This window comes from Anatilimnocola aquadivae (assembly GCF_049819085.1).
Lineage (GTDB): Bacteria > Planctomycetota > Planctomycetia > Pirellulales > Pirellulaceae > Anatilimnocola.
This window is the reverse complement of record NZ_CP187419.1, coordinates 6,248,168-6,267,070: the sequence shown is the minus strand read 5'-3', so window position 1 is coordinate 6,267,070 and position 18,903 is coordinate 6,248,168. Positions and strand designations below refer to the sequence as shown.

At 58.3% G+C, this 18,903-nt stretch carries 13 protein-coding genes; 2 read left to right on the top strand and 11 right to left on the bottom strand.

The features are described 5' to 3' along the window. Positions 1-130: 130 nt before the first annotated feature. From NA78x_RS24590 to NA78x_RS24545, 10 genes are all read right to left on the bottom strand, one after another. Positions 131-1,573, bottom strand: a complete 1,443-nt coding sequence (locus tag NA78x_RS24590) for a DUF1501 domain-containing protein (RefSeq protein ID WP_425615033.1) — start codon at positions 1,571-1,573, stop codon at positions 131-133. Beyond that, positions 1,563-3,869, bottom strand: a complete 2,307-nt coding sequence (locus NA78x_RS24585) for a PSD1 and planctomycete cytochrome C domain-containing protein (protein WP_425615032.1) — start codon at positions 3,867-3,869, stop codon at positions 1,563-1,565. Before NA78x_RS24585 ends, NA78x_RS24590 begins: the two co-directional genes overlap by 11 nt. A gap of 56 nt (positions 3,870-3,925) precedes the next feature. Next, positions 3,926-4,381 carry a hypothetical protein gene (locus NA78x_RS24580; RefSeq protein ID WP_425615031.1) on the bottom strand — a complete coding sequence of 152 codons (456 nt, stop codon included), beginning with the start codon at positions 4,379-4,381 and terminating at the stop codon, positions 3,926-3,928. A gap of 81 nt (positions 4,382-4,462) precedes the next feature. Beyond that, positions 4,463-4,699, bottom strand: a complete 237-nt coding sequence (locus tag NA78x_RS24575) for a hypothetical protein (RefSeq protein WP_425615030.1) — start codon at positions 4,697-4,699, stop codon at positions 4,463-4,465. A 168-nt stretch (positions 4,700-4,867) separates the two neighbouring features. Next, the gene (locus tag NA78x_RS24570) at positions 4,868-5,827 is read right to left on the bottom strand and encodes a redoxin domain-containing protein (RefSeq protein WP_425615029.1); all 960 of its coding nucleotides are present in this window, start codon (positions 5,825-5,827) and stop codon (positions 4,868-4,870) included. A 20-nt stretch (positions 5,828-5,847) separates the two neighbouring features. Then, positions 5,848-7,245 (bottom strand): hypothetical protein, encoded by a 1,398-nt coding sequence (locus NA78x_RS24565; RefSeq protein WP_425615028.1) that lies wholly within the window; start codon positions 7,243-7,245, stop codon positions 5,848-5,850. A gap of 35 nt (positions 7,246-7,280) precedes the next feature. Beyond that, positions 7,281-7,688, bottom strand: coding sequence for a hypothetical protein (locus tag NA78x_RS24560; RefSeq protein ID WP_425615027.1), 408 nt, complete (start codon positions 7,686-7,688; stop codon positions 7,281-7,283). 54 nt (positions 7,689-7,742) lie between these two features. Then, positions 7,743-8,855 carry a DUF1559 domain-containing protein gene (locus NA78x_RS24555; protein WP_425615026.1) on the bottom strand — a complete coding sequence of 371 codons (1,113 nt, stop codon included), beginning with the start codon at positions 8,853-8,855 and terminating at the stop codon, positions 7,743-7,745. An 87-nt stretch (positions 8,856-8,942) separates the two neighbouring features. Further along, positions 8,943-9,599 (bottom strand): hypothetical protein, encoded by a 657-nt coding sequence (locus NA78x_RS24550; RefSeq protein WP_425615025.1) that lies wholly within the window; start codon positions 9,597-9,599, stop codon positions 8,943-8,945. A 75-nt stretch (positions 9,600-9,674) separates the two neighbouring features. Further along, positions 9,675-10,133 (bottom strand): hypothetical protein, encoded by a 459-nt coding sequence (locus NA78x_RS24545; RefSeq protein WP_425615024.1) that lies wholly within the window; start codon positions 10,131-10,133, stop codon positions 9,675-9,677. Between the two features lie 219 nt (positions 10,134-10,352). Between NA78x_RS24545 and NA78x_RS24540 the strand changes: the two genes are divergently transcribed. Then, positions 10,353-10,712 (top strand): hypothetical protein, encoded by a 360-nt coding sequence (locus NA78x_RS24540; RefSeq protein ID WP_425615023.1) that lies wholly within the window; start codon positions 10,353-10,355, stop codon positions 10,710-10,712. Between the two features lie 322 nt (positions 10,713-11,034). Further along, the gene (locus NA78x_RS24535; protein ID WP_425615022.1) at positions 11,035-11,475 is read left to right on the top strand and encodes an Hsp20/alpha crystallin family protein; all 441 of its coding nucleotides are present in this window, start codon (positions 11,035-11,037) and stop codon (positions 11,473-11,475) included. Positions 11,476-11,577: 102 nt separating this feature from the next. On the opposite strand, the gene NA78x_RS24530 is transcribed toward NA78x_RS24535, so the two are convergent. Beyond that, entirely contained in the window at positions 11,578-18,027 is a 6,450-nt protein-coding gene (locus NA78x_RS24530) for a hypothetical protein (RefSeq protein WP_425615021.1), read from the bottom strand. Between the last annotated feature and the right edge of the window lie 876 nt (positions 18,028-18,903).

Sequence of the window (18,903 nt, the reverse complement as noted above, 5' to 3'; positions counted from 1 at the left end):
GAGCCAGGAGATCGCACGGGTGGCATGGAACTAGCTGCTCGTCGCAATTCGTTCGCCAGACTCTCGCGGCGAGTCGGATCCGGGCGAAGAGCATTGCCCCTCGCTGACACGTTGGGCTACCGAAGAAACCCTACGAGACGATTTCCTTGATCACTTTTCCTTCGACAAACGTCAGTCGTTCGTTCCGACCAAGATGCGGGTAGGTCAGCTGATGTTGATTCAACCCGAGTTGATGCAAGATCGTGTTGTGAATGTCGCGGAAGTGGTACGGCTTCTCAATCGCCTTCAGACCGATGGCATCGGTGTTGCCCACGACCTGTCCACCCTTGATGCCGCCGCCCGCCATCCACATGCTGAAGCCCAGATTGTGGTGATCGCGCCCCTTGCCCGATTCGGCTTCCGGCGAGCGGCCAAATTCGCCGCCCCACAGCACCAGAGTGGTATCGAGTAGACCGCGACGTTTCAGGTCCGTCAGCAAGGCCGCCACAGGCTGATCGGTTTCGGCCGCTTTGCGCAGATGGTTTTCCTCGATGTCGCTGTGAGCATCCCACTGCATGTTGCCGGGGCCGCCACCCGAAACGACACAGGTAAAGCGAACTCCCTGCTCGACCAATTTGCGGGCCAGCAAGCAGCGGCGGCCATAGTCGTGCGTCGGCTCTTTCCCCACGCCATACAAGTCGAGCGTCTCTTGCGTTTCCTGCGACAAGTCGAGGACCTCGGGCGCTTCGCTTTGCATTTTGAAGGCCAAATCGTAAGCCCCGACGCGGGCATGAAACTCCTCATCAGCCGGATCGAGCGTGGCCTGGTTCAAATCGCGAATGAACTTGGCGGTCTTTTGACGCACGCGCGGATCAACGCCCTTCGGCAGATCCAAGTTCAACACCGGCCGCTCGCCGGGACGGAACATCGTGGGCTGCAGGGCCGCCGGCAAGAAGCCGTGCATGTACATCGGCTGGCCCGCTTCGAGCGCCCCCTTGGGATCGGGCAACACCACATAAGCGGGGAGCGAATCGCTCTCGGCACCCAGACCATACAGAATCCAAGATCCCATGCTGGGAAAGCCAGGCGTGATTCGTCCCGAGAACAGTTCGTACTGCGCGGCGGAATGCACCACCATGTCGCCGTGGCACGAGCGAACGACCGCCAGATCGTCGACGCACTTGGCGGTATGCGGAAACAGATCGGAAACTTCGATGCTGCTTTGGCCGTACCTTTTGAAAGTCCGCTGCGTGCCGAGAATCTTGGCCTCTTTGTTGATGAACTGATACTTGGCTTCGCCAAACTCCGCCGGCCGCGATTGGCCGTGCAACTTATTCAGCAGAGGCTTGGGATCGAACGTCTCCAGGTGGCTCGGTCCGCCAGCCATGAATAAAAAGATCACGGCCTTGGCTTTGGCCACTTGATGCGGCGCTTTCGCCGCCAGCAGGTTCACTGCGGCCCGAGCCTGCTCTTGCTGCACCAGCGAGGCGAGCGCCAGCCCCCCAAAGCCGCAGAAGGCATCGCGGACGAACTCGCGCCGCGTGCGCGTCGTTCGGCTGTGCTCGTGACTCGAGTTGTGCAAATTAACGGACATAGGCGAAGTCATTCAAATTGAAGATCGCGAGGGCAAACTCTTCCAGCGAACTCTCGGCGAGAAACGCCAAGGAAGCTGTCATTTCTGGGGGCGAAGGTTCACGACCTACGGCCCATTGAAAGGCGCGGCGCACGATTTCATGAGGTCCGCCACTCGCTGCCAACCGCTGGGCAAAGGCCTTGGCCAGTTCGTTCGATGTGCTGCCATTAAGCAGTTCGAGTGCCTGGGGAGCATGCGTGCTCGATTCGCGGCGAGCACAGCTGGAGAGGAGCGCTGGGCCATCGAAGGTTTCGAGAAATGGCAGCCGTAAGTTTCGCTTGGCGATCAGATAAATCGACCGTCGATCGTGTTCGCTCGTCCGCTGGGCAATTTGCCACTGCGAAGGCTTGTAAAGCTGATCGACCAACTGCGGATCCACGGGCGTCATCACGCTCGCGCCACCGACGCGGTCGTTCAAGCGGCCCGCTACCGCCAGCATCGCGTCGCGCAGTTCTTCGGCCGATAGCCGACGACGATTGAACTTCCACAGCAGGCGATTTTCCGGATCGAGCTGCGCTGCTTCTGGTTGTGAAAAGTTGCTGGCCTGTTGATACGTTTCGCTGGTGACAACTTGACGATGGATTTGCTTGGCTTGCCAGCCTCCATCAAGTAGCGATCGCGCCAGCCAATCGAGCAACTCCGGATGGCTCGGCTTTTCACCTTTCGTGCCAAAATCGTTGGCCGTCTTCACCAGCCCCGCACCAAAGTGCCCCTGCCACAAGCGATTGACCAACACACGGGCAACCAATGGATGCTGCGGATCAGTGAGCCACCGCGCGAGGTCCGTGCGAGGCTGGCTCGCATCAGCGGGCAATTCGGGCAACTCTGCGGAGACGAGCACACTCAGCGGCCGTGGCCCGACCGGCTCCAGCTTCTTTTCCCACATGCCTCGCCGCAGCACGTGAATGGGTGTGCGCTGGGAATGATCGTTGAACGTCGCGGGAATCGTGGCGAGCATCGGCGGCAGCGAATCTTCGAGGTCGTCGAACATCGCCTGCATCTTGACGCGTTCTTCACCGGTCTTGGTTCGCAGCACCAGCTTGAGCGCGTCCATCTCGGCTTTGATTCGCTTCGTCTCGGCTTCCCAAGCGGCCTGTTCGTCCGGCGCGGCGAGCGAGATATTCTTTTCCGTCGTTGCCGCCAGATAAGCTTGCAGGCGGTAATAGTCCCGCTGAGAAATGGGCTCCAGCTTGTGGTTGTGGCAACGAGCACAACCGACCGAGAGCCCCAGAAACGCAGCGCCGATGATATCGGTCCGCTCGGTCAGCACTTCGTTGCGACTGAGAGCAATCTCCGGATTGCCGGCATTCCGTCGCACGGGTCCCAAGCGATGAAAGATCGAAGCGGTCAAAGCCCGCTGATCTTGCGGCGCGAGTTCATCGCCGGCAATTTGCTCCGCAATGAACTGATCGATGGGCAGATCCCGGTTGAAGGCTTGCACGACGTAATCGCGAAATCGCCAGGCATCGGGCACATGCCGGTCGTATTCATAACCTTCGCTTTCGGCGTAGCGGACCACGTCCAGCCAATGCTGCGCCCAGCGTTCGCCGAACTGCGGATTAGCGAGCAGGCGATCGACGAACTGTTCGTAGGCATCGGGTGCATTGTCCTTCTCGAATGCCGCAATTGCCTCGGGCGTTGGTGGCAGCCCGAGCAGATCGAAATAAACTCGCCGCACCAGATCGGCTCGCGAAGCCCGCGGCGCGGGTTGCCAGTTTCTTTCGTTCAGCTGCTGGCGAATGAAGGCATCGACCGGATTGCTGCCAGGCTGTTTCCCTGCGGGTGGCGGCACCGCCTGAATCGGCTGGAAGGCCCAATGCGCACGAACTGCTGCGGGCCAATGTTCGGCGACCGTTGCCACATCGTCGCGCGGATCGGGGGCACCAAGTTCAATCCAGCGGACAAAGTGAGCGACGGTTGCTGCCGGCAGCTTGGCCTTCTCGGGCGGCATCTCGAAGCCGCCTTCGTGCCGGAGCGCTTGCACAAGCAGGCTTTCGGCCGGCTTGCCGGGAACGACTGCAGGACCAGAATCGCCGCCGCGGCGTGCCGCCTCGCGACCATCGAGCCGCAAGCCTCCCTCGACCATCGCCGCTTCGGCACTATGGCAGCGATAACACTGCTGCTTCAGCACCGGTTCGATCTGCTCGCGAAACAGCTTCAAACCTGCTTGGTTCGCAGCCTCATCGGCTCGCGCAATACCTGGCCCGAGTAGGCAACAAACGGCAACGATCAAAACGGAAAGGTAAGCACGCGTCATAGCCTCGTAGCTTACCCAACGAAGAGGGCTGAGAGCAAATCGGAGCCGTGGATGCACTACGCCAACTCTTCCTCTTCCGGCGCGTCGTCGCAGAGTTCGGTGTCCGGCGGTGGTGGCGGCCCGAGGAACGATTCGGTGAATGCCCCCAAGAGGAAAGCAGCTACCAAGCTCGCAAAGCCCACAGCATGCCATTTTTCGCCGAAAACGGCTTCCACCTTTTTCAAATACAGCCAGTCTTCCTTGCTTACCGCCTTATAGGTTCCCCTGTCCCCAAGAAAGTGCTGACCGTTCTCGATTTTTCCCAAATAGGTGTATCCACCGTAGTTGGATGAGATCGCCCCTCCAATAAGCCAGCCGGCCATGGAGAATACCGAGCAACACATCAAGCCAAGCACAATCAATGCGTAGATACGGCGTTGCCAGGTCATTGCCTTTTGGGACATGACCAAGCGCAGTGCAAACAACATTGCGCAGGCATAGAGTGATATGAGTATGAGCAAGGCAACGTACATTTCAACAGTTTACTCGCGCGAAAGCATATCGCCAGGCTTTTGCGGCGACGGGCGCGATCTTATAGAAATGCGATCATTTGCTTAAGCAACCATTCCACTCATCCGCGTGCGCTCATTGCGATGGTCGTAGGGTTCTAGCGCGACGCTGACTCGCCATGCCAGCGCGGCACCTTCTAAGCTGCGGCGCAGATGCTCGATGCTGATGCCATCGCGGACGATCTCAAGCAGTTCGTCGTAGCGACGAAGTTCCAGAGCGGGTGTGAATGTGGCTCGAACGGAGCCGTCACTACAAAGAATGACCATCGAAAACGAATTCATCGCAGCTTCCAGCGCGCGGGCGTCTGATTGCGAATGCCGCGACGCGGCTGCCCCTCTTTCGCAACTGGACTGTCAGGAAGCTAAATCGTGTCGCAAGAGGTTGAATCTTTAACCCCAAGATGTCGCATCTTGGCCTCAAGTTCGGCTCGTTAACGACCGGGTACGTCATTACTCGCCGGTGGCCACGGCCGGCAGCCAATTTTCGATGACCGCGTGCATTTCCGGTCGGTTCCAATCCTGCACGCCCTGCGAACGGGCAATGACTTTGCCACTCGCATCAACGAGCCAAACCGTGGGGAGCACCTGCACTTCAAAGCGGCCATTGGCCAGGCCCGATTCATCGACGAGCGTGCGAGTGCCCGGCGCGAGACGATCGAGCAACTCCTGAGCTTCGGTGGCCGATTCGACATCGGCGCAGACGTTCCACACGGCGAGGCCACGCTCGCGAAACTGTTCCTGCAGTTGCTTCAACTGCGGCAACTTCTTCACGCAGTGTTCGCAGGTCGTGCCCCAGAAATTGATCAGCACCAGCTTGCCTTGCTCGTCCTGCAGCCGCTGCTTCTTCCCCGCCGCATCGACCACTTCTAGGATTGGTGCGGCCCGCTTGGCATCAGTACCGCTGAAACCTGCAGCAAGCAGCAGTTGCTGTTCGGGCGTGACTTGCCGCGCGATCGCAGGCTGGCGATGAGCCAGTTGAAACACATGTTCGACGACAGCGTCCAAGTCGGTGGCACTCAGTGCCGCTTGCGCGCTGGGCATCGCCGTGCCGGGAATGCCACGCAGGGTGACGTTGCGAATCGACTCTTTTGTCGGTGCAAATCGCCACGGTCGCGCGGCGAAATCGCGCGGCGGCGGCTTCATCTTGGCAGCACCTTCGGCATCGCCACGACCTTCTGGGCCGTGACACTTGGCGCAGTGAACTTGAAACAGAATCTCACCTCGGTTGGTTACGGCGGTACTTGTCTGTTCGACGACGATCTCTTCCCCCGGCGGCGACATGCGCGCTCGCAACTGCCGGCCAAGCAAGAGAGCCCCGATTAGTAAGCAGGCAGCAACCACGACACTAACCCAGGAGTGCCAGGTTCCGCGCGGTGCAGTTTCGTTCGACTCAGGCTGATTCTGAAACATTGGAACTCGTGCTTGCTCGATCACTTCTCGTCGCGAACTGCCACCACCACGCGTTTGCCGTTCTCGTCCAACTCGTTCCAGGCCGCGACGAGCAGCCCAGAGCCGCTCGCAATGCCTGGTCGGGTTTGGAATTTACCGGGCATGCTCGCAATCGCGTGCGGCACTTCGAAGACTTCGTCCGCTTTAGGCGAGCGGCTATGCATGATTACGCGGCCGGCACCTGTGGGCGGACCATGTTCATGCGAAGACTTGTCCGCCGGAGCTTTCGCTTCTTCTTCGGCCAGGCTCTCTTCCCAGACGGCCTGCAAAGCGCCGCGAGGATCGATCCACAGCCGGGCATTGCTTTGAGTGCCCGGGCCAGCGGCGTGCAGTTCGTGCGTGGTAAATTTTAGGTCGTGCAAGTTGGCCTGGCCGTGATAGACCCGCTGCTTACCGGTGCGAGCATCCATCCAGGCCACATGCAGCACGTCTCCTTTGATCGCTAGCGAAGGGCCATCGTGCGGACAGCCCTCGAATTTCCAGGTTGGTTCCGTGACCGCGACTGGCGTCGAGAACTGCGTATCGCTGGGGCGTTTGACACTCACCCAGATATCGCGAAAGCCGTCGATCTGCCCGCGATAGGCGACCACGACCGTTTCGTCGTCAGCAACTTTCACCGCCGTCGTACAGCAGGGGCAAACACCTTTGTTGTCTTGACCGGGAAAGATCATCTGCTCGGTCGAAAATTGCTCGCTGCCAGCGAAGCGAACCGCGGCAAAAGGTTGCTGAGCGCGATTGCGACTATCGAGCCAACTGGCGGCAACTTGCCCGTGCGGGCTGACGGCAAAATCGGTGAAGGTGGGCCGAGCATCGTCGCTTTCATGCACCGCAATGGGCTCGCTGAACGTCGTGCCGCCGTCGGTAGACTCCGCGACTAGATAGCGAATCGACTGACCATCGGCGGGTGCTTCGCCCCACGCGATAAGCACCTTATCGCCATACGCAGCCAGATGCGGCAGCATGCGACGCTCGCGAGCCACTGTCTTGCCGTTCATCTGCGAGACCGACTTGAAAATCCCGGACTTGCGCAGCGCGCGAGGCTCGGCGAAAGTCTTACCGCGGTCGTGCGACGAAGTGAGGAAGAGCGTCCGTTCGTCGTTGCCCGTTTGCGACGACCAGGCCAGATACACGCGCTGCTGCCCGTCGATAGCCACCACGGGTGCTTCTTGCGAATCGCGAATGTCGGCCGCAGCGAGCGGAAACGAGTTGCGCGTGGCATTCGCCCACGGACCCGTTGGCTCCGGAGCGGGCTTGTTCATAGCCGTTCTATCGTCGGCCGGTTGTTTCACTTTCGAACCACTCGGCGGCAGCAGATAGCCAATCGCGAGCGCAGCGGTGACAAGCACCGCCGCGCCAACAATCCAGACGATCCTATTCATGATTATCTCTTTCTTCCCCCGTGGGGTAGGCACAACTAACGAACCATGGGCAGCGCCGGTAGCTCCAGATCGAGACTCTGGCTCGGTGTGGGCCAGAGCACTTTCAAGGGGGTCGTCTCCGCGCGAGCGTAGACTGGCGGAACTCGCAGGGGAGCACCAGCCGATTCGAGGGTGCAGCGATACTCGCCGGGCTGCAGAAACAACGAGCCTTTCGCGCCGTTAGAGAACAGTTCGAACGTGCCATCGGTCGACGAGACCGCAAAGCCGATGGGTGTCCACGCGCCGGTTTGTTGCGAATGAATCGTGACTTGCAGATCGCTTAGCGGCGAGCCACCGCCGCGCAGCGAACCCTTGGTTCCACCCGTTACGGGGCGCGCACCGCACCCCGGCAGGCAGACGATGCCGACCATGAGCAGTAGCATCAATAAACGAGAAGCATTCATCGGTATCAAGCACTTTCAGCGGCAGGTTAGCGAATGGGATGACACGCATGGCAGCTAAAAACTGCCAGCTACGTCCACGCCACCATCGCCGCTATAGAGCGAACGACAAACGCTGCTGTTGGTTGAATCGGCGAGCAACCGCACCGAGCCATCGCCCATCGCGACCATCGCACCGCCCGGATGAAAGCTGCGGGCGGCGAAGAAACCCGTGAAGTGCGTGACGACATCTGGAATGGGGCTGTTCGGCGGCAGATAGCCATTGGTCAACGTGCTCATGGCGCCCGAGTGAGCCCACGAGGTGCCACGACCGCGCAAAGCGGCGCTCGCTGCTCCGCGCCAGTTCGTCTTTTGCGGCCAGATGGCGGCCAGATCGGGGTTTTCGATCACGCCGTTAGGACCATTCGACCAGCCTCCGCCCGTGCCGGACAAACCTTGATTCATCTTTAGTGCGGCATCGACGCCCGATGAACCATTGAGCGTTGCCTGGTAAGGAGCCTTTGGCAGCGTGCCGGCTGGCAACACAAAGTCGGGACCGACACTACGCACGGCTTCTGCCAGGTACACGGTGTTCGAAGTACCGTCGGTAATGTTCGCGAACCGCACGCCACTATTCTCAAACACAAAGCCATCGGTACGCCAGCGCAAGTCGTAGTTGGGGCCTGCTCCGCTGCCGTAGCTGACCATGTAGTTAATGCCCGAGTATTGCGAGCCACCAGCGCCGGTGTTGAGGACCGGTGCGGCATCACTGGGGCAGAGCGCGACCTTGATGGGCGTGGCAAACCAACTGGCAAACTGCGGATTGGGAACCAACGCGTTGAACGGCCCCGTGAAAGCAGGCTGGGCGAAATCGAGCTTGGCTTGTAAGTTCGCTTGCTCGAGAAACGGCAACATGCGGGCCTGTGGTGAAAACCCTTGCACGTTGGGCTGATAGTTCTGGGCGTTCGTCATCGCGAACGCTTGAAACGTATCGTGGTAGTTGTGGCCAGCGAGCGCCCACTGGCGAATCTGATTGCCGCACTGAGCGCGGCGGGCCGCTTCGCGGGCGGATTGAACGGCCGGCAAGAGCAGTGCCACCAGGATGCCAATGATGGCAATTACCACCAGCAACTCGACGAGTGTAAAAGCAGACCGCGCAGCGCGCAGCGGCTTGCGGAAAAGACGCAACAAAATAAAACTCCCCCACTTGTGCGCAGGCAGCGGCGTTTCCAGCCGGCATGTGCGCAGGACAAGAACGAAAAACCAGCGATGAGTTCGCTAGGCTTTCGGGGGCGGAGTCGCCGGCAGCAACGTCAGCGAAGTGAGTGACGCGGCGAGAGTTTCCGGCAAAGGAGAAATGGACTCCTCCAGATTGAATTCAACCATGCTCGGAGGTGGCACGGCGGCCGAGAAGATCAACCACAGCTGATCGAGCCCCTGGCATTGCCGCGCGGCTATCGTGTTGACTAACGTCACCCGCCACGAAGAATCGGCAGCAAGTTCCTTGGTCGCTTCACTTGTCGCAACTGGCTTGGCCGCGACCACCGGCTTCGAACAGCACGACTTGGTAGCGACAACTGGTGATTCCTTTGATTCCTTCGTGGAGCAGCAAGTTGCTTTGGCTGTCTTCTCAGTACGTTCTTCTTTGGCGGCAGCGACTTCGACGAAGGCCGGCGGCTTCACACCATTCTTCTTGGCCCAGGCCAACTTGGCTTTGTTCGTATTGCAGCAGCAGGCCTTCCAACACATCGCTGCACTGCGGCAGCCACAGGCCGAATGCTGGCAAGGAAACGGCTGCGAAAGGTCTTTCGCCAGTTCGGTGCCGGCTGGCTCGAAAACCGGCACGCCTACCACGGCAGCCAGAAAGCCAACGAGCGACAGCGCAGCGATGACCCGCTGAAGAAATGGTCGGCGATAGGAGGGTAGGATTTGCATGGCGAGAGATTGCGGAGCGTGCCCGAATCTCCGGTCAGAGTAACTGCCCCGCCCACTGGCAGCAAGTGCGCGACGCTATTTCATATTGGGTGCGAGACGCGGGCTACCTTCTTTCGGCAAGTTACTCGTCCCCGGCTTTTGCATGTTGAGGAGCGCCGCAACGAAGTCGCTGAAATAGCCCCGCAGTTCGAAATCGCCGCGCCCCATAGACCAGAAACGCGAATTGGAAGCGACCAGCACGCGATACGACTGGCCGTGCTTCAAGTTGAAGATCACTTCGTACTTGGTCTCCCAGGCTCCCGCTTCGTCGCTCTCGGGCTGGGTGCGATAGCCGGGAAAGTAGCTCTCTAAGATGGCCAGTTGTCGTTCTCCTTCCACGCGCAGGGCCGTCGTCTTGCCGTCGTGATCGAACACGATCAAGGCACTGAGCGGTCTTTCCACAGCGGGCTTCACTGCGGCCGTTTTTGGCTCTTCCGCTCTCACGAGAGTCGCGGGGAGAAGAAGCAAAAGGAAGAGGAATTGGGTGCGCGACATCGAAGAATCGCCTTTACGAACGGATCAGCAAGCTTGGTCGGAACCGTCAGTTTAGCCGTCAAATCTGGCGCAATGAAACACCCGCGGAGATCCGCAAGGCGAAAGGCTGTATTTTTTTCTATCATCCGCCAAGATCCCGATCGCCTGGGCGAATAAGCAGTTTGAGGGCGGGACGAACGACGTATTACTAAGCACGCCGCCGAAAGAGGGAGAGCTTACATGTTCGGAAATCCTGACTGGTTTAAACCCAAAACGATTGGCTGGGGACTTACTCCCGTTCGCTGGCAAGGCTGGGCCTATACGCTGGCCTGGGTCAGTGTGATTGCCGGACCATTTGTGCTGCTCGTGGCCCGCGAGCAGATGGCCGAGTCGTTTGCCTGGATCGCGGTAACGATGGGCGCACTTTTTTATGATGTGCGCGATATTCTGCGGCAAAAGAAGCGGGCGGCGTTTCAAGCCAGCGATAACGTCTTTACGGCGACTGCGGTTCCCGACAAGGACGTGCTCTACATCGGCGACGACACGGCCGTCTCGCAGCACGCCACGCGGAACTATGCGTTGCATCTGAAGAAGGCATAGAAAGCGATCGGCAGGATTGTTAGCCCACGAACTCAGGCTCTGTCACTTTGACAGAGCCTTTTTTATTGCGCGGGAGGTATCAGGGCTTAGGAAACTGCCTTGACCAAATCCGCCTACGCGCAAGTGCTGAATTCTCAAGCAGTTTTGCTGCGAGGTTCCGGGTGCCTTGGCTCTGCAAAACGGATTGGCACGAGCGTTGCTTTCCCAGTGTGTTTAGTGCTCTAGCGAGCCAAGCTGCTTAGTCACGACTGAGCATCTTGCAGAGACAACCCGAACGTATCGTTACATACTCTTCGTCACTTGTACTTAGAGAGGTGAAATTATGTTGCACAGTTGTAAGCCACGTTGGACCGTCGCTTTCCCCCGTTCTCTCGATGCCGTCTCGCGCGACGTCGAACAAGCCTTCGAGCAGCTGGTCAGCGGTTCTGGTCTTGCTCGCGCGTTCGCTGCCCCGACGAATCTGTGGGAAGAAGACGGTGAGTGGCGACTCGAGGTCGAGCTCCCGGGCATCAAGCAGGAGCAGATCGACCTGACGCTGGAAAAGAACCAGCTCAAGATTGCGGCCGAACGAACGGCTCCGGAAGCGGAACGGAAGTACTGGCATCAGGAGCGCGGCTATGGTCGCGTCGAGCGAATGGTAACCTTGCCCGAAACCGTCGACCAAGACTCGATCGAAGCGGAACTGCGCGACGGTGTGCTGCACCTGAAGTTTAAGAAGCGACCGGAAGCTCAGCCCCGCAAGATCAGTGTCAAAGGTGCGTAAGTAAACACGGGTAACGAAAGACACGGTAACGCAAAGAAGCCGGCAAGTTAGAACTTGCCGGCTTCTCTTGTGACTTGCCCTGCGGACGATCAGTTCAAGCGATTATCGCTGCGGTGGTGAGACTTCTCGCACCATCGCACCAAAGTCTTCACTCAGAACGAGCAGCGAAAACTTCTGGGCACTGTCGAGATCGCCGGTGCTAAGCGAAGCGTAATCGAAGCGGCCACGAATATCGGTGTAGCCGTCTTTGAAGAACTTCACTTCACCATTACCCATCCGGGCATAAACCTTGACGTAGGCCTTCGGTACCGGCTTGCCCGTCGTTTGGTGCGTAACGCGAATCTGGCCATAGTTCTCGATCACTTGCAGCGTGAGTGAGTTGGCATAATAGGCCTGAGTCTTGGTCTGACCAGCGGCAACGATTTCGACCAGCACGTTGCGGTTGGTTAGCTCCGGCGGCAGAGGCAGCACAAAGCTCCGCTGGTCGGCAGGTAGTTCAAACTCTTGCGAGAGGTTCGGGCGAATGCTGTTGAACTGACCGCTCACCTGCTGGAACGGATTGCGGCTGAAGAGCAACTCGACATCCATTTCGTAGAAGTTGACGCGAATCGTCCGCAGGTTCTGGAAGTCCAGCTTCACTTGCTTGGCTTCGACCACAAAATCGAAGCTCGGCTCGGTAGAGGCCAGAACGCCCTGCTGCTGATTGCGATCTTCTGGGTCGATGGCTCGCGAGCCCTTACCTTCGGCCTCGTCCAATTGCTGCACAATGGTGGCGAAGGTATTGCGCCAGCGATCGACGGGATGGTTCGCATACTTCATGGCGAGCACGCGAGATTCCTGCAATTCGCCTGTGAAGAAGCCGAGATAGGCAGTGCAGTAGTCGTACTGCATTTTCATTTCGAGGTTCGCCGGGTTCACTCGTTCGTAATTGGCTAGCGATTCTTCGATGCGGTCCTGCAACAACTGGTAGTAGGTGACCGCGAGCAAATCTTCGTCGTTCAAGTCGCGAGTGTACGTCAGGTCCTTCAGGTAGCGGTGATACTGCTCGAAGAACCGGTCGTTGACGATCTGACGGCGTTTGCCGAGCGCGTGAGCGCGGGCATTCACCAGCGGCTTGTACTCGAGGTGCTCCAGTTGTCCCCGCTTGATCGGGTCGATGACCAGCAGTCCGCTCGTCAGTCGGCCGCCAGCCTCATTAACCACCTGGTCGGAATGCTGCAAGAACTCCTTGGCTGCTGCCGGCACATTGTGCTTGAGCGAGTACGACCACAGGGTGTTTTCGTAGACGTGGTTTTGAGCCAGCTTTTCGGTCACTGCCAGGAACATCTTCGGGTCGTGCATGCGCCAAGCAATACGAACGAGGTTGATGTTCTGCAGGTTGTTCTTGTCGAGAAACGCGAGCACTTGCTCGTCGCTGCCGAACTGCGAGATGTAGTCCCACGATTCGGTATCGACTCGGCTCGGCTTGTCTACGACGTTGAAGAGGAAAGGCTCGGGCGAGGCAATCAGCGTTTCGTTCTTGGCCACGTGCACCGGGAAGTGCGGGAAGCGGCCTGCAGCGGGGAAGTAGAAGAAATAATCGAGCGTTTGGGTGTGATAGGGTTCCAGTTGCAGGTGAATGGTCCTGGTCACCTGGCTATTCAGCACGGGAATCGCACCCTGCGGAATCTGCACGAGCAGGTTCAGTTTCTGCCGAGCCGAGGTGGGATTGGTCACCACAATCTGGCAGCCATACACGGTGTGAATCAGGAATTCTTCCGTGACAAACTTATCGACCTGTTCGCCATTTTCCTGGCGATGACGATCGCCGTGGCGGTAGAAATTCTGGCTCACGAGCACCTTGTTCGTGCCATCGGCAGCAGGAGCGGGGCGAATCTCTTCGTGAAATACGACCAGCGGACCACCGGGCGTGAGAGTCATCTTCGTTCCGTCGAACTTCGTCTCGTGCTTCGGCGATTCGAAGGGAAGATCGAGGACCGACAGAGCAAACATCATCTCGGGGAAGTTGCGAGCACCTTCCGCCAGACTGCGAGTGTAAAACGGACTGGCGGGATCATGAGCGGCGAAGTCCTTCCACAGGGCATTCACCGTGACGAGATGCGTCGTCTGTTGATCGATGGTCAGGTGGTGATAATTGTTCTCGGCCCACTCCATCGTCTTTTCGAGTTGCCGGAACAATTGCCGCACTTCGCGGCGGCGCTTGAGTTGCTCGCCGTTGGCATCGAAGAACTGTTCCGCTTCAACGGCGTCCTTCATTTCCTTCATCTTCTCGTCGGCCTGCGCGTCCTGCTTAAACCGCAGGGAACGACCGTCGCGAGCCTCGGACTTCTTGGCCGACTCGGCCATCTGGCGTTGCAACTTATCAACTTCACCGGATTTGCGTTCCAGCGCCTTCAACAAAGCGGGTCGGTCGGCCGCCGGATCAGCTGCAGCCATGGGAGCTGGGGGCGGCGATCCCGGAGCAGCATTCATTTGGCCCCCAAAGAACATCGCGCCACCACTAGTGGCGATCGCACCTCGCCGGGCATCGGCCAGGCCCAAGGCATCTTCGGTCGCGAGCGCGCTCCCTTGCACGGCGGTATCGAACAAGCGAATGAAGTTGTCGATATTTGGCGGCAGCAACGAGAACGCGTCGGAAACGAAGCGGTTCGTATAAGGCTGTTGTCCTTTGATACGCTGGGCCAGCAAGATTCGCTCCACGGTATTGAGCTGGCCGTAGTCCCAGGGGCGAAGGTAGCTGTTCAAGTCGCTTTCGAGCAAGAAGTCATCGACGAATCGCTTGTCCTTTTTGTTTGCCAGGTAAGGGACGATGACCTCCTTGAAGAACTGCGGATCTTTCTTGAACAGGAAGAAGCTCAGTTCGTGACAGGCATGTTTGCTGTAGAGCGTGCGCTTTTCCTCGGCCTTTAGCTTGGGCCAGTTCAGGATGAACGAAAACTCGGCCAGTTTGGCGTCGTGACTGAGCGTGGTGTAGAGCGAGTAGACACGGGCCAGGCTGTCGTAAGCTTCAAACTTGCTCGTCGTAATGTCGTGCAGCGTGAAGGTTTTTCCGGCCGAGACGACCGTCACTTGTTTCTGCTGGGTGAAATGCCCCTTTGGATCGAGGCCGTTGATCAGCCGCAAGTCAACGAATTCCGTCTTCACTTCGGCCAGATCGAGTTGGCGAACGGTGGTGTTGGCGGGATCGACGGCGACGATGTGAATTTGTTGATGACTCCCCAGGGCCGTCTTTTCAACTTCCACAATTCCCTTCTCGTTGGGCGTGAGATTCAAAATCACGGCAGAAGTTTGTGAGAGAAAATCGAGGTTCGCAAAGTTGCCGCCACCGCCATGCTGGCCCGGGGCTGCGATCATGGGGCGGCCAGCTGCGGCGCTGCCCCCCTTGCCTTCCGCACGGAACGAATCGCCACCTTCCGCGACCTGCACGCCTGTCTCCGTCGAGCGGACTGCCCACGGATTGAGTAGCAGCGAAGGACGATCCAGCATGTTGCCGGGAAACTTGGTCGCGTAGCGGCGATCGATGATGTAGCGATACTCGTCGCCGATATTCCGACCGGTCAGATACACCGACTGGGCCGGCGTTTGATGAAACACATAGGGCTCTTCGCCTCGCACACGGGCCAGTTCATCGAACACGCTGAACTCAGGGACAAAGCGAGTCGCGAAGATATGAACGCGAGTGAATTTGCTGGTGTTACTTAGCTGAATCACGAGCTTGTCTTCGCCGAGCGTAGCCGTATCAATCTGCACGGGCTTCAGCGGCTTGGTTTCGAGTTGACGCCACTTACCAAGCACGTAGCGGCCTGCTTGCGCACCATCGCTGACGCGGATTCGCACGCGGCGCTGATGCGTTTTGAGCAGCAGGTCGTAGTCGCCAGCGGGCAACTTCGTAATCGTGATCAGGCCATCCTTGATGGCAATGTTTTCGAACCGGTCGACACTAAACGCATCGTTACGCAGTTCGAGCAGTGACAATTCATTGCGCAGCTCGGCGGCTGGACGATCGCCATCGGCGGGCGACAAGTCGCGATTCTTCGGCAAGTAGGGCAACGTGATGGCATCGCCGGTCTTCGCGTTGAGCGTTTGCGGATAGGTGTGCGCATCGAGTCGCAGGTGCCAGGTATGAGCCGTGCCCGCGGGACCAGTGGCGGTGATGTGCGCAATCTCGTTCAACTGTCCCAAGTTAATTCGGCCATTCGGATCCGACTTGAGCGTGACATTCAGCGGCTGGCGGAAGTCGCGATGTTTCACATTCAGCGTGACGGGACGCGAAACGCGGGCTTCGCCGGTCTTGCCACGCAGTTCGAGCACATAGCCGCTAGAACTGCGAACCAGGTGCAAGTCTTCTACCTTATCGGTCCGATCAATCTCGTTGAGCGTGAAGCCTTGGCTGGCAGAGAGGTCGATCTTTTGATTACCGGCCGTAACTTTTTGGGTGCGGGCGGAGAGTTGAAAACTGATCGCAGCGAGGCGCGGCGGCACCTGAAACTCGTGTTCGGTTTCGCGATCTTCAAAGAGCTTGAAGTCGCTGATCTCTTGGGTCGAACCGACGCCGTCGAGATCGGTCGAGGTGATCAGCAGCCTAACTTGCTCCAGTAGCTTCAGGGTGATTGGCGTGCCATTCACGAGGAGCGAAGCCCGCACGACCAGTTTGGCCGTTTGGCGTTTGAGCAGCGACTCGCGGTCGACATAGAACCCGGCGGTCAGGCTGTAGTTCTCGGCTTCGTGCTGGAAGTGGGAGAGGGAAGAGTATTCCGTCTTCTTTTCACCGGCAATTGGCGCGGTGATGACGATGGGAGTTCGCCCCGGAGCCGTGCTGAACGGAACGACAATCGTGCCATCTTCCGCGGCCGTGTACTCGTGACCACCGAGGAAAATCGAGGCATTCGGAACAACCTTGTTCTGGTCATTGAGCACCGTGAAGCTCTGCCCGGCTGCTGTGGTTCGCACCACTTGCCGGAGGTTGCCTTTGCGGATGAGCGCTCGGCTGCTGCGACCATTGCCGATGAAATCGATCACATAGACGCCGGGACGTGCCAGCTGTGGGAACTCAATTTTCTTCGCCACACGCCGCAGCGGCGATTCCGTCATGGTGTAGGTCTGTTCGTGATTGGCAACGAGACCATCGAGATTGATATCGGTGTCTACTTCGCGCCACTGCGTGCGATAGAAGTTCTTCGTGTTCAGTTCGAAGACCTTCACAATCAGGGTGCCAGTGTTCTTCACAAACAGGTCGAGCTTGACTGGCTCATCGGCCGTGAAGCTGGTTTGGTTGGTGAAGGCAAAGTCGATATCGACGCGGTCCTTCAGTCCGCGGAAAACCTCGGGAGGAATCAGCGAGGCCCATTTTTCGGCGTCGCCGAGACCGTTCACGATCTTCACCTCGGCCAGCAAGTGCTTCAGGTAAACATCGTTGATGTAAGGCTCGAATTCCTTCGCATCGGGGGCCTCGCGCAAAAAGTGCATGAGGTACGTGCGCACGAGCGGTTCGTCGTTGCCGATGGGTGGCAGCAGCGTGACACCGCCGTAGTTGTTGTTCAGGTCGGTGGGAAACTGGCGAAAGGCGACCGATTCTTGCATCGCCTTCGAGATGTAGTGAACGGGGCGAGGCAGTTGCAGATAAGCGAGGAAGCGAGCCTTGTTGTACATACCGCGCTGGCGATCGAGCACCAGCCGGTTGTACAGCACGTGAGCCTTCAGGCTGTTGTGCGCGGCCGACAGACGCTCGGCGAAGGCTTGCAAGCGATCGAGATAGGCTTCGAGCACTTTGGGATCGTGTCGCAGGTCTTCATCAGCGTTCGGCTGCAAGCGAACGATGTAAGCCTGCACGAACCGTTGATGGTTGAGTACATCGGGCTTGAGCTTGACGAGTTCGTCCAGTTGCGCGAGCAGCAGCTGATTGTGAATACCGAGCGAACCGAAGCCGCCCGAGTGTTCGTGATTCAAATCGGCAACGATCAGTTTGACCAGATTTGGATGATCGGGACGCTGCAACCGGGTCAGCAAGCTGCGACGTTGCAGAGGATTCAGTTCGGTGGCGAGGAGCCATTCCAGAGCGGACTCTTCGTACTGCTCCAGATTGTCGTTTGAGTAGGGCTTGGCACGGTTGATGAACTGCTCGCGCGAGACGGCGACGGCTTCCAAAACCGTCGGCAGGTTCGGCTCAGCGCCGAGCACTTCCTTTTGATGCGGAAAGTGAATCCCTAGTCGTGTGCGCAGGTAGGCGAGCGACTTGTCAGGATTCTTTTCGTAGGTCAGCAGATGCTGACGGGTGCGAATCTCCCAGACGCGACCTGTTTCGCCATGACGCTGAACCCAATTGGGCAACAGCTGGTCGACTTTTTCGAATTGCTCGGTCGCCAGGTAATGGAGCGAGTGGTAATAGTAAAAGTCTTCCGTCCCGGGAATCAGCTGGGCCAGCGCCTTCGTCCGATCGCGAGACAGAGCGAAATCTTCGCGAAAATCGATTTCACCGCCTGTTGCGGCACCCCAGAGAGACATTACGCAACACACTCCCATCGCCGCCAAGGTTCGTTGCAACGTCTGACGCATGGTCATCTTCCTGTGTGGCAATGATTTTGCCAAGTGATTAGGGCACCGATACTTGCGCTGAATCGCCCAACCCAGTCGCCCGCTTGATACCGGTGGTACAAGTCTATGTTGCCGCCGGGCTAAAAGCCCCTAATGGCTGGCGAAATCTCGTGAATTGCAAGTAAGACGGTCTGGCTGGGGCGAATCGTTTCTTGGAATGCAGTTTCTTGAACTGCAACAACTGGATGACGAATTGCACGGCCGATTGTTACGGCCACCGCGTGACTGGCGAATTCCTGTCCCACGGAGAGCGCTCAAACGAACTCCATTTTGTTGTTTGACAAAGAATCACGCAGCGAGCAGATTTCAGCTGGGCCCGCTGAGGTGGCAAACTGAGAAGGCAGGCGGACGACGAGGACACAGGTAACGAACGGCGAGGTGAGTTCCTGATTGTTGTTCGAACAATTGGTTGTCAGATCGAAGCGGCGTTGGCAGCTTCGCTCTCGGGCATTGCTACGATGCGTCGTCAGAATTTCATTGGCATTTTGGTTGAATGTGAAGAGTTGTTCTGGGTGATGTTTTGCGCAGATGGTCAACTACGCACGGCCCGGAAGTGACGCAAATCAACACCACCCAAGCGAGGGGCGTTCACAAACCAGGGCGTAGCGGCGGGCAGAATTCGCAAATTCCCCGGGAAAACGCGAGTGTGCCGGGAGTAAGCAGGGTCGGTTTGTGAACGAGTGCTTCCCAGACTGGGTAGCGCGAGCTTGACTTAGCGATGGTTGGTGCCTCTTACGACAGGCGATTGGCCACGCGAAGACTCTGTGTCGGATAGCACTCTCACCGAGGCTTGTTTGGTGACTAGAATGAATGGCTCGCTTCGCCTGTGCCATTTTG